Genomic DNA, 11,719 nt, shown 5'->3' with positions numbered 1-11,719 from the left:
GCGGAATCAGGACCGGGGCAGGGGAGGTCAGGCGACGGACGCGCGCACGGGCGACGGCCAAGCCGCCAGCTCGCCGGCCTGCTCGTCGATGACGCGGGCCAGCTGCCGCTGGAGGTCGACGAACCGTCCGGGTTCGGGGAAGGTGGCGAGCGCGCAGGTGAGGTCGAGGACGGGTCGCGCCAGCCGGTCGCGCTCCCTCGCGTACCGGGTGAGCGAGCGGTCCTCGCACCGGGGATGCCGCAGCACGACGTCGAGGGCGGTCGCCAGGAGCTCGGCGTCACGGAAGGCGTCGCTGATGCCGAAACCGGTGATGGCGTCGCGGTGGTAGCCGGCGTCGCCGACGAGCGACCACCCCGGGCCCCACGCCCGCCGCAGCTGGTTCGGCATCCGCAGCATCCCCCGCACCGGCGAGGTCTGCTCGGCGCCCCGGACGCGGTCGGCCAACCGCGGCGTCAGCTCGCCCAGGAGGTCGAGCAGCACGGAGTCGCGGGCGCCGCGTCGCTGGTGGCGGCGGGCGCCGGCCTCGGACGTGCAGACCCACACGCACGACTCGCCGCCGTGCGTCGGGAAGATCCCGCCGAGCGCCCCGCGACCGACGTGGTACTCGATCGCCGTCCACGGGCCGCGCAGGTAGGCGTAGAGCGACGCGCCCGTCGTCGGCCGGCGGACGACGAGCGGCGCCGCCACCGAGCGGGCAACCCGGGAGATCAGCCCGTCGGCCCCGACGACGTGCCGGGCCTCGACGACGAGGGGGCCGGAGGTGTCACGGGCCCGGACCCCCACCGCCCGGCCGGTGCCGTCGCGCAGCACGCCGTCCACCGCGACACCCGTCGCGACCCTCGCCCCCGCGCGGACGGCCGCGTCCTGGAGGACCGCGTCGAGGGCGGTGCGCCGCGGGGCGAGCAGGTGGTCGACCCCGTACCGGTCCCTGATCGTGCGGGTGAGCACGTCGCCCCCCGTGTCGATCGAGACACTCGTCACCCGCGGCGCCCCCGACGCGTGCACCGCCGGGAGCAGCCCCCAGCGCAGCAGCTGCACCATCGCGACCCGCGACAGGACGTGCGTGGAGACGGTGTCGCTCGGGAAGGTCGCCCGGTCCAGGACGAGGACGTCGTGCCCGGCCCGCGCCAGCAGCATGGCCGTCGCGGCGCCGGCGCAGCGTCCTCCGACGACGACCACGTCGGCGCGCCGGGTCCGGGAGGTGTGGGGTCGGTCGGTGCGGGTCACGGCGGTCTCCTCGTCGATCGCGATGAGGACGACCGTCCTCCGCTACCGGCCGGTGACCTTGGACCCGGGGTGGACCGCGCGTGGACTCGTCGTGGAGTCGTCCTCGGCGAGGAAGGCATCGACCTCGTCGAGGAAGTGGGTCCAGGCGGGCTCGTCCGGACGCATCAGGTGGTTGCGCGAGTCGAGCGGCACGAGCCGGCTGCCGCGGATGAGGCCGCCGAGGCTGACCCCCTGCTCGAACGGGATCCGCTGGTCGCCGCGGGCGTGGAGGATGAGCGTCGGCACGTCCAGCGTGCGGGCCGCCTGCGTGACGTCCATGTCGAGGCAGGCGTCGAAGAGCCGCAACGCGTTCTCGGCCGATGTCGTGCGCCGCATCAGCTCGGCGAAGGCGGTCCACAGCTGCGGGTCGGCGTCGGGCATGAAGACCGAGGAGAAGTACAGGCGGAACGCGTGCTCGTCGCGGCCCCACCCGAGCCGGATCAGCTCGCGCTGCATCTCGAACTCGCGGTGGTGCTCCGGCGTGGACGACCGGGCTCGCCGGCCCTTGACGAACGCGCCGACGAGGACGAGCCGGCTGACCCGCTCGGGATGGCGTGCGGCGTACTCGATGGCGACCGGCCCGCCCTGCGAGAGCCCCATCAGCGGGAACCGCTCGAGCCCCAGCTCGTCGACGACGGCCTCGAGGTCGTGGACGAAGGACTCGAGCGAGACGTCGTACGGGTCGTGGTCCGACAGCCCGCAGCCGCGCTCGTCGTACCGGACGAGGGTGCGGCCGCTGGACAGCCCCTCCATCCAGTGCTGCCACACCGGGCTGTTCCACTCGTGGTCGAGGTGCGTGATCCAGTGGGCCGCACGCACGAGGGGCGGGCCTTCACCGACGGTGGCGTAGGCCAGACGCTCACCGTCTGCGGTGCGGCAGAACCGGATTCGCTGTTCCAGCCGGCGCGGCGGAGGGGACGGGGCGGACGCGCGGACGGCACCGGACGGTTCAGCACCGGTGTCGACGTCGGCCACCCACCGGTACCCCCGGCCGTGCACCGTCTTGATGACGGTCTGGGCGATGCCGTCGTCCCCCACGACGCGACGAGCCGCCTTGATCCGGCTCGTCAGGGTCGAGTCGCTGACGAAGCGGTCGCCCCAGACCGTGTCGAGCAGCTCGGTCTTCGGCACGACCCGGTCGCGGTGCGCCACGAGGTGGCTGAGCACGTCGAAGACCTGGGGCTGGACGTGCTGGGGCTCCCCGCCCCGCTCCAGGAGGTACCGGTCGGTGTCGAGGACGAGGTCCCCGAACGAGTACCGCATGGGTCGAGTGTGGCAGGGGAGCCCCGCCACGGACACCGCCCGGAGCGCTCACCCGGCCCTAGGGTGGCGCGGGTGACGCTCTCGCCGCGGGTCCGGCTGGTGCTGGCCAGCGCCCTCATGCTCTTCGTCGAGCTGGCGCTGATCCGCTGGACCTCGTCGAACAACCTCTACCTCGTCCACCTGACGAACTTCGTCCTCCTCGCGAGCTTCCTCGGCATCGGGCTGGGCTTCCTGCGGGGCTCGACCGGCCGCGACGTCTTCCCCGCGGCGCCCCTGCTCCTCGCCGCGGTCGTCCTCTTCGTCCTCGCCTTCCCCGTCCGGACCGGCACGACGCGCACCGGCGCGTGGGAGCTGCAGAGCCACTTCGGCACCGCCCCCCTTCCGCGGTGGCTGTCCCTGGGTGTGGTCTTCCTCCTCGTCGTCGCCACCCTGTTCGCCCTCGCGCAGGAGGTCGCCCGCACCTTCACGCAGTTCGCGCCGCTGGAGGCGTACCGGCTCGACATCGGCGGCTCGCTCCTCGGCATCGTCACGTTCGCCGGCCTGTCGTTCCTGCGGACCCCCCCGCTGGCGTGGGCCCTGCTCGCGGGCGGGGCCTTCGTCCTCCTCCTCGGCGAGCGCGTGAGGTGGCGGCGGTGGGCGCCGGCCGTCGGCATCGCGGCGGTCGTGCTCACCCTCGGCATCGAGTCCTTCGTCGGCCCGTTCCAGTGGTCGCCGTACTACAAGATCCGCACCGGTGACGCGGTCGGCGGGAACGTGCGCGTCGAGGTCAACAACACCCCGCTCCAGACGTCGATGACGGTGGCGCAGGCCCGCACGAACTCGCCGTTCTACTTCTTCCCGTACACCTACGCGGACAAGCGCGACGACGTCCTCGTCATCGGAGCCGGCACCGGGAACGACGTCGCGGTGGCGCTGTCGCAGGGGGCCCGGCGCGTCGACGCCGTCGAGATCGACCCCGCCCTGGTCCAGGTCGGCCGCGACCGCCATCCCGACCGCCCCTACGACGACCCGCGCGTCACCCTCCACGTCGACGACGGCCGGGCCTTCATGGAGCGCGCGACGGGCACGTACGACCTCATCCTCTTCGCCCTGCCCGACTCGGCCACGATCGTCACGGGGCAGTCCGCCCTGCGACTGGAGAACTACCTCTTCACGACCCAGGCCCTGGAGAGGGCGCGCTCGCTGCTCGAGCCCGGCGGCACCTTCGCCATGTACAACTACTACGAGCCGTGGCTCCTCGACCGCTACGCCAACACGGTGAGCACCGTCTACGGCACCGCGCCCTGCGTCCAGCTCGGGCCCACGCAGGGCAACCGCCAGCAGGCCGTGCTGACCCTGCGCGACGACGCCTCCACCGGTGGCTGCACGACGACGTGGACACCTCGCGTCGGCGGGCTCGAGCCGTCGGTCGACGACCGCCCGTTCCCCTACCTCGCCGAGCGGACCATCCCGGCCTTCTACCTCGGGATGCTCGGGCTCGTCCTGCTCGCCTCGGTCGTCCTCGTGCGGTGGGTCGGCGGACCGATCGGTCGGATGAGGCCGTACACCGACCTGTTCTTCATGGGGGTCGCGTTCCTCCTGCTCGAGACGAAGAACGTCGTGCAGTTCGCGCTGCTGTTCGGCACGACGTGGGCCGTCAACGCTGCCGTCTTCACCGGCGTGCTGCTCAGCGTCCTCGCCGCGGTGGAGGTCGCCCGCCGGGTCACGATCCCGCGCCCGGTCCTCCTGTACCCGCTGCTCCTCGCGGCGCTGGCGGTCGCGTGGGTGGTGCCCGGCGACGCGTTGCTCGACCTGGCCCCCGTGCCGCGGTTCGTCGTCGGCGTGACGATCGCCTTCCTCCCGATCTTCCTCGCGAACCTGCTGTTCGCGGTGCGGTTCAAGGACGTCGGGTCCTCGACGACGGCCTTCGGGGCGAACCTGCTCGGGGCGATGGTCGGCGGCGCGCTCGAGTACCTGGCCCTCGTCCTGGGCTTCAACGCCCTGCTCGTCGTCGTCGCCGCCTGCTACTCCCTGGCGCTGCTCACCGGGCGCAAGCACCTGCGGGCCGCTGCAGCGTGACGTCGCCCGGTCAGCGGGCGACGTACTCGGCCAGGTGCCTGCCGGTGAGGGTGGACCGGGCCGCGACGAGGTCGGCCGGGGTGCCCTCGTACACGACCGTGCCACCGTCGTGCCCGGCGCCCGGCCCGAGGTCGATGATCCAGTCGGCGTGCGCCATGACGGCCTGGTGGTGCTCGATGACGATGACCGAGCGGCCGCCGTCGACGAGCCGGTCGAGGAGTGCCAGCAGGTTCTCGACGTCGGCGAGGTGCAGGCCGGTCGTGGGCTCGTCGAGGACGTAGACCTCGCCCTTCTCGGACATCTGGGTGGCGAGCTTGAGGCGCTGGCGCTCACCACCGGACAGCGTCGTCAGCGGCTGGCCGAGGCTGAGGTAGCCCAGACCGACGTCGTCGAGGCGTTCGAGGAGGGTGTGCGCGGCGGGCGTGCGGGCCTCGCCGGGCGCCCCGAAGAAGTCCCGTGCCTCGACCACCGACATCGCCAGCACCTCGGCGATGTTCCTGCCCCCGACGGTGTACTCGAGGACGGCCGCCTGGAACCTGCGGCCCTCGCACTCCTCGCACGTCGACTCGACGGTGGCCATGATGCCGAGGTCGGTGAACACGACACCCGCGCCGTTGCACGTGGGGCAGGCGCCCTCGGAGTTCGAGCTGAACAGCGCCGGCTTGACCCCGTTGACCTTGGCGAACGTCTTGCGGATCGGCTCGAGGAGCCCGGTGTACGTGGCGGGGTTGCTGCGCCGGGACCCCTTGATGGCCCCCTGGTCGATGACGACGACGCCCTCGCGCTTGGCGACCGACCCGTGGATCAACGAGCTCTTTCCCGACCCGGCGACGCCGGTGACGACGCAGAGGACCCCGAGCGGGATGTCGACGTCGACCTGGCGCAGGTTGTGGGTCGACGCCTTGCGGACCTCGAGCGCCCCTGTCGCGGAACGGGTCCCGGACTTGATGGCCGCGCGGTCGTCGAGGTGGCGGCCCGTGGTGGTGTCGCTGCCGCGCAGCCCCTCGACCGTGCCCTCGAAGCACACCTCACCGCCACCCGACCCGGCGCCCGGTCCGAGGTCGACGACGTGGTCGGCGATGGCGATCGTCTCGGGCTTGTGCTCGACGACGAGGACGGTGTTGCCCTTGTCGCGCAGCTGGAGGAGCAGCTGGTTCATCCGCTCGATGTCGTGCGGGTGGAGGCCGATCGTCGGCTCGTCGAAGACGTAGGTGACGTCGGTGAGGGAGGAGCCGAGATGGCGGATCATCTTGGTCCGCTGGGCCTCGCCGCCGGACAGGGTTCCGGCCGGGCGGTCGAGGGAGAGGTAGCCCAGCCCGATCTCGGTGAACGAGTCGAGGAGGTGCTGCAGGCCCTTGAGCAGCGGGGCCACCGAGGGCTCGTCGAGGTCGCGGACCCAGCCGGCGAGGTCGCTGATCTGCATCCGGCACAGGTCGGCGATGCTCTGCCCCTTGATCTTCGAGGCGCGGGCCTCCGGGGTGAGGCGGGTGCCGTCGCACTCGGGGCAGGCCTGGAAGGTCACCGCGGCCTCGACGAAGCGGCGCACGTGCGGCTGCATCGCCTCGGGGTCCTTGGAGAGCATCGACTTCTGGATCTTCGGGATGATCCCCTCGAAGGTGAGGTTGACGCCCTCGACCTTGATCTTCGTCGGCGGCGCGAAGAGCATCGTGTCGAGCTGCTTCGCGGTGAACGAGGCGATCGGCCGGTCCATCGGCAGCCCCATCCCCTCGAACAGGCGGCCGTACCAGCCGTCCATCGAGTACCCCGGGACGGTGAGGGCGCCCTCGCTCAGGGACTTGGAGTCGTCGTAGAGGGCGGTGCGGTCGATGTCGCTGACGTGCCCCATCCCCTCGCAGCGCGGGCACATGCCGCCGAGGTAGACCTCCTGCTGGGCCACCCGCTTCTCGGTGCGGCCACCCTTCTCGGTCGTCATCACCCCGCTCGCCCTGCGGGTGGGGACGTTGAAGGAGTAGGCCGTCGGGGGGCCGACGTGGGGCCGGCCCAGCCGGCTGAACAGGATGCGCAGCATCGCGTTGGCGTCGGTCGCCGTGCCGACGGTCGAGCGGGGGTTGGCGCCCATCCGCTCCTGGTCGACGATGATCGCCGTCGTCAGGCCCTCGAGGCGGTCGACGTCGGGGCGGGCGAGGTTGGGCATGAACCCCTGGACGAACGCGCTGTAGGTCTCGTTGATCATCCGCTGCGACTCGGCGGCGATCGTCGCGAAGACGAGCGAGCTCTTGCCCGAGCCGGAGACGCCCGTGAAGACGGTGAGCCGGCGCTTGGGCAGCTCGACGCTGACGTCCTTGAGGTTGTTCTCGCGCGCTCCCTGCACGCGGATGAGGTCGTGGGTGTCGGCCGGGTGCGCCCCAGGGGCGCTCCGGCCCGTCGTCGTCGCCATGGGCACACGCTAGAGGGCACCGCCGACGGCCCGCTTCTCCGTTCCTGACGACCCCCTCCCCCACCGAGCAGCAGCGCGAAGCCCACGCCCGGAGGGGTCCGGGTCGTGGGCTTCGCGCTGCTCGGTGCGGGGCGGTCAGGCCTTGTCGGTCGACCCCGCGTCGAGGTTCGGCGTCGAGAGGTCGGCGCCCTCGGACGTGCCAGAGGTCGACGCGGCACCGGTGTCGGACACCTCGGCCGACTCCCAGGTGGCGGCACCCTCGTCGGCGACGGCCCCGGCCGGGGCCTTGGCGCCCTCGGCCCGCGCACTGGCCTTGGCCTTGGCCTCGCCCGCCTTGTCGGCAGCGGTCTGCTTGGCCTCGGTCGCCTTCTCGGCGGCGGCGTCCTTGGCCTCGACGGCCTTGTCCTTGAGCTCGGCGGCCTTCTCGGCGGCGGCCTCCTTGACCTCGGTCGCCTTCTCCTTCGCGGCGTCCTTGAGGTCGGTGACCTTCTGCTGGGTGCTCGTCGGCGGCGTGTAGGGCGCGGCGGTGGCCCACGGGTCGGGGCGCTCGTTGCTCTTGCGCCACGCGTAGACGGCGGCACCGGCGGCGACCGCTCCGAGGAGGAGGATCCAGCGTCCCTTGCCCCCGGAGGGCTTCGCCACGGCATCGCCCTTGAGGACGGCGTAGGCGTCGGGCGCGCGGTCGGCGGCCTCGACGGCCTGCTCCTTGGCGGCCGCGGCACCGGCGGCGATCGCGGCGAGGGCGGTGGCGACCTTGGGCACGATGTCCTCGATGAAGGTCTCCTTGGCGTGCTCGACGCGCGGGGCGAGCTCGTCGTAGGCGTCGGACGCCTTGTCCCGCGCGACCTCGGCGTAGTCGTGGGCCTTCTCGCGCGCGGTGCCCGCGGCGTCGCGGGCGACGTCGGCGTAGTCGTGGGCCTTGTCGCGCGCGGTGTCGTACTGGTCGGCGGCGCTGCCCGACAGGTCGGACGCCCTGCCCTTGGCCTGCCTGGCGCTCTTGGCCGCCTTGTCGGCGGCGTCCTTGGCGGACGCGCTCGCGCGATCGGCGGCGTCGGCGACGGCGTCGCGTGCCTGGTCGGTCCTGCTCTTGGTCCGGAACACGTGTCCTCCTCGAGGTGGGAAGTCTTCCTTCGTCCCCATCCTGCCTTGTTTGCGCTGCTCACCGCGATCCGGGGTCACGCGGATGCAGACGCGTCCGCGGACCGGGCGGACGGTCGGGGGACGCCCGGGGCAGGGTCGGGCCCGCGTGAGAGGATCGGGCGCATGAAGGCAACCCTGCACACGAACCACGGACCGATCGTCGTCGACCTCTTCCCGAACGAGGCGCCGACCACGGTGAAGAACTTCGTCGGCCTCGCGACCGGCGAGAAGGAGTACAACGACGACGCGGGGCGCTCGAACCCCACGAAGTTCTACGACGGCCTGATCTTCCACCGCATCATCCCGGGCTTCATGATCCAGGGCGGCTGCCCGCTCGGCCGCGGTATGGGTGGCCCGGGCTACGACTTCGACGACGAGATCCACCCCGACAAGCAGTTCGACCGCCCCTACCTGCTCGCCATGGCCAACGCCGGCAAGCGGATGGGCAAGGGCACCAACGGCTCGCAGTTCTTCATCACCGTGGCGCCGACGACCTGGCTCAACGGCAAGCACACGATCTTCGGCGAGGTCGCCGACGCCGCGAGCCGTGAGGTCGTCGACACGCTGGCCGGCGTCCGCACCGGTGCGCAGGACAAGCCGCTCGAGGACGTCGTCATCGAGCGCGTCGAGATCCAGGACTGAGCACCACCGGCGCGGGCGGACGAGGAGAGCACGTGGCCGAGCAGCCGGTGACGCCGGAGGCCGCCGAGCAGGTCCCCGTCTGCCCGCGCCACCCGGACCGCGAGTCGTACGTGCGCTGCCAGCGGTGCCGCCGCCCGGCGTGCCCCGAGTGCCAGCGCCCGGCCGCGGTCGGCATCCAGTGCGTCGACTGCGTCGCCGAGGGCCGCAGGTCCGTGCGGCAGGCCCGCACGGTCTTCGGGGGGCAGGTCACCGACGGCCGCCCGGCGGTGACGATCACGATCATCGCGGTCTGCGTCGTCGTCTTCCTCGCCCAGATGGTCGACGGTTCCCTCACCAGCCGCATCGCGTTCGTCCCCGCCCTCGGTGAGGTCGAGCCGTGGCGCTTCCTCACCTCGGCCTTCGCCCACAGCCAGAGCCTCATCCTCCACATCGCGTTCAACATGTACGCCCTGTGGGTCATGGGCACCTACCTCGAGCCGCTCGTCGGCCGGGCCCGCTTCGCGGCCACGTACCTGCTCAGCGCCCTCGGCGGGTCGGTCGTGTACCTGCTCCTCGCCACACCGCAGGGGTACGAGGACGCCCTCGCCACCGGACCGGGGGCGTGGTGGTCCGGCGCGGTCGGCGCCTCGGGCGCGGTCTTCGGGATGTTCGGGGCGTTCCTGGTCCTCCAGCGTCGCCTCGGTCGCTCGGCGGCTGGGATGTACGTCGTCATCGGCATCAACGCCGTCATCGGGTTCGTCATCCCGGGCATCGCCTGGCAGGCGCACCTCGGTGGGCTCGTCACGGGCGCGGCCTGCGCGGGGGTCATCGGCTACCTCGGGCGCCCCCGCAGCCTCGTCGACCGGGGCAACCGGCAGCTGCACTGGGTCGGGCTCGCCGCCATCCTCGTCGTCCTCGTGGCGCTCGCGGGGGCGAAGTACGCCCTCGCCGGCTGACGCCGTCCCCGCCGCCCGCGAGGGGCCCCACGCCGGCTGCGGCCCGCACGCGGTTGTCCACCGTCCTCCACCGCTGTCCCCAGGCTGCGGTCCCCACCCTGTGGACGCCCCGCCGCACCAGTGAGGATCGGGCATCGCCGCAGGTCAACGCGCTTTCCACAGGTTGCCCACCTGTGGATTACACGGGTGTCATTCATCCCCAGTGTGGACAACCCCTGTGGACAGCTCGTCTGAACGTGGGTGTCAGCGCCAGCGGGTCGTCATGAGGAAGCCGGCCATCATCAGGGCGAAGCCGACCCCGAGGTTCCAGCGCTCGATCTGGGGCACGGGGTACTGGTGGGCCCCGCTGATGTAGTAGGTCACGACCCACAGCAGCCCGATGACCATGAGGCCGAGCATCACGGGGACGAACCAGCGCGGGTTCGGGCCCTGGGCCTTCTGCGCCGAGCGCGGCGGGGTGTAGCTGGGCTTCGAGCGACCCTTGGACTCGGGCACGGACTGTCTCCTCGTGGCGTTGGTGGTGTGACCTAGCGTAGAGGCACGCAGCGGAGAGGAGGTGAGCGCGGTGGCCGGAACGCACGGTGGTCGGGTCGACCGACCGTCCCCCTGGCCCTGGCTGGTTCCCGTCGTGGCGCTCGCCGCGGGGGCGCTCTTCGCGTCGAGCGTGCGGGCCGCGCAGGGCCAGGACATCCGGCCCGACCAGGCCATGCTCCCCGACCTCATCCGCAGCCAGAACCGCACGAACGAGCAGCGCACCCTCGAGGTCGACCGGCTGCGCGCCGAGGTCGACGAGAAGACGGCGAACCTCGCCCCGGGCGACGTCACGACCCAGGGGCTCGAGCGGCAGGCCAACGAGCTCGCGCCCCTCGCCGGGCGCACCGAGGTCGAGGGGCCGGCCATCCGGGTCGAGCTCGACGACGCCCGGCTGCCGAACGGCGAGGTGCCCGAGGGCGCGGACCCCGACGACTACGTCATCCACCAGCAGGACGTCCAGGCGGTCGTCAACGCGCTGTGGGCCGGGGGCGCCGAGGCGATGATGCTCCAGGACCAGCGGGTCATCTCCACGAGCGCCGTCCGCTGCGTCGGCAACACGCTGATCCTCCAGGGCCGGGTCTACTCCCCGCCCTACGTCATCACCGCCATCGGCGACACCGCGCGCCTCACCGAGGTGCTGCGCACCGACCCGGTCGTCGAGAACCTGCGCCAGTGGTCGCTCGCGGTCGGGCTCGGCTACGACGTCAGGACCCTCGAGGGCGACACGCGCTTCCCGGCCTACAGCGGCTCGATCGTCCCCGCCCACGCCACCGTCGACGCGGGCTGACGCCGCTGATGGTGCGACGCGTCGTCGGCTGGACCGGGGAGGTCCTGCTCACCCTCGGGGCGCTGCTCCTGCTCTTCGCCGCGTGGCAGCTGTGGTGGACCGACGTCGTCGCCGACCGGGAGCAGGCCGGCATCGTCCGCACGCTCGAGGAGTCCTTCGCCCGTGAGCCGGCGTCGGCCCCGGTGCCCGCCGACGGCCTCCCCGAGGCGATCGGCGAGGACGGGGCGTTCGCCGTCGTGCGGGTGCCCCGCTTCGGGGCGGACTGGGCACGGCCGGTCATCGAGGGCACCGGCCGTGACGTCCTCGCCCTCGGCGTCGGGCACTACGCCGGCACGGCGGGCCCTGGCCAGGTCGGCAACTTCGCGCTCGCGGGACACCGCACGACCTACGGGCGCCCGTTCCACGACGTCGACCGGCTGGTCGACGGCGACCGGGTCGTCATCGAGACCGCGGCCACGGTGCACGTCTACGAGGTGACGTCGCGCGAGGTCGTGCGCCCCCGCGACGTCGAGGTCATCGCGCCGGTGCCCGGTGACCCCGGTGCCGCGCCCACCGAGGCCGCCATCACGCTGACCTCGTGCCACCCGAAGTTCTCGGCGACCGAGCGGTACGTCGTCCACGGGCGGCTCGTCGAGTCGGTGCCGCGCGCCGAGTGGGACCCCGCCCGCTGGCTGACGGCGACGGGGGCCTGAGGGT

General features: G+C 72.5%; 10 protein-coding genes. 5 read left to right on the top strand and 5 right to left on the bottom strand.

The window, feature by feature from the left end; all coding sequences use genetic code 11:
• Positions 1 to 27 precede the first annotated feature (27 nt).
• Both ACK8HX_RS04985 and ACK8HX_RS04980 read right to left on the bottom strand, forming a co-directional pair.
• The gene (locus ACK8HX_RS04985; RefSeq protein WP_411939561.1) at positions 28 to 1,227 is read right to left on the bottom strand and encodes an NAD(P)/FAD-dependent oxidoreductase; all 1,200 of its coding nucleotides are present in this window, start codon (positions 1,225 to 1,227) and stop codon (positions 28 to 30) included.
• A gap of 42 nt (positions 1,228 to 1,269) precedes the next feature.
• A complete protein-coding gene (locus ACK8HX_RS04980; RefSeq protein WP_411939560.1) occupies positions 1,270 to 2,529 on the bottom strand; it encodes an alpha/beta hydrolase in 1,260 nt (419 codons plus the stop codon).
• A gap of 72 nt (positions 2,530 to 2,601) precedes the next feature.
• Between ACK8HX_RS04980 and ACK8HX_RS04975 the strand changes: the two genes are divergently transcribed.
• Positions 2,602 to 4,587 carry a spermine/spermidine synthase domain-containing protein gene (locus ACK8HX_RS04975; protein ID WP_411939559.1) on the top strand — a complete coding sequence of 662 codons (1,986 nt, stop codon included), beginning with the start codon at positions 2,602 to 2,604 and terminating at the stop codon, positions 4,585 to 4,587.
• 10 nt (positions 4,588 to 4,597) lie between these two features.
• Here the strand turns inward: ACK8HX_RS04975 and ACK8HX_RS04970 are convergent, their stop codons facing one another.
• Both ACK8HX_RS04970 and ACK8HX_RS04965 read right to left on the bottom strand, forming a co-directional pair.
• Positions 4,598 to 6,985, bottom strand: coding sequence for an ATP-binding cassette domain-containing protein (locus tag ACK8HX_RS04970; RefSeq protein WP_411939558.1), 2,388 nt, complete (start codon positions 6,983 to 6,985; stop codon positions 4,598 to 4,600).
• A 135-nt stretch (positions 6,986 to 7,120) separates the two neighbouring features.
• A complete protein-coding gene (locus ACK8HX_RS04965) occupies positions 7,121 to 8,086 on the bottom strand; it encodes a hypothetical protein (RefSeq protein ID WP_411939557.1) in 966 nt (321 codons plus the stop codon).
• A gap of 162 nt (positions 8,087 to 8,248) precedes the next feature.
• On the opposite strand from ACK8HX_RS04965, the gene ACK8HX_RS04960 reads away from it, so the two are divergent.
• Positions 8,249 to 8,767, top strand: coding sequence for a peptidylprolyl isomerase (locus ACK8HX_RS04960; RefSeq protein WP_411939556.1), 519 nt, complete (start codon positions 8,249 to 8,251; stop codon positions 8,765 to 8,767).
• 32 nt (positions 8,768 to 8,799) lie between these two features.
• Positions 8,800 to 9,702: a rhomboid family intramembrane serine protease gene (locus ACK8HX_RS04955; RefSeq protein ID WP_411939555.1), complete on the top strand. Its 903-nt coding sequence runs from the start codon at positions 8,800 to 8,802 to the stop codon at positions 9,700 to 9,702.
• A gap of 243 nt (positions 9,703 to 9,945) precedes the next feature.
• On the opposite strand, the gene ACK8HX_RS04950 is transcribed toward ACK8HX_RS04955, so the two are convergent.
• A complete protein-coding gene (locus tag ACK8HX_RS04950; protein WP_411939554.1) occupies positions 9,946 to 10,197 on the bottom strand; it encodes a cell division protein CrgA in 252 nt (83 codons plus the stop codon).
• Between the two features lie 133 nt (positions 10,198 to 10,330).
• Between ACK8HX_RS04950 and ACK8HX_RS04945 the strand changes: the two genes are divergently transcribed.
• Both ACK8HX_RS04945 and ACK8HX_RS04940 read left to right on the top strand, forming a co-directional pair.
• Positions 10,331 to 11,023, top strand: coding sequence for a DUF881 domain-containing protein (locus ACK8HX_RS04945; protein WP_411939553.1), 693 nt, complete (start codon positions 10,331 to 10,333; stop codon positions 11,021 to 11,023).
• 8 nt (positions 11,024 to 11,031) lie between these two features.
• Positions 11,032 to 11,715 carry a class E sortase gene (locus ACK8HX_RS04940; RefSeq protein ID WP_411939552.1) on the top strand — a complete coding sequence of 228 codons (684 nt, stop codon included), beginning with the start codon at positions 11,032 to 11,034 and terminating at the stop codon, positions 11,713 to 11,715.
• Positions 11,716 to 11,719 lie beyond the last annotated feature (4 nt).

This window comes from Oryzobacter faecalis (assembly GCF_046764005.1).
Lineage (GTDB): Bacteria > Actinomycetota > Actinomycetes > Actinomycetales > Dermatophilaceae > Oryzobacter > Oryzobacter faecalis.
This window is presented reverse-complemented; position numbering and strand designations above follow the sequence as displayed.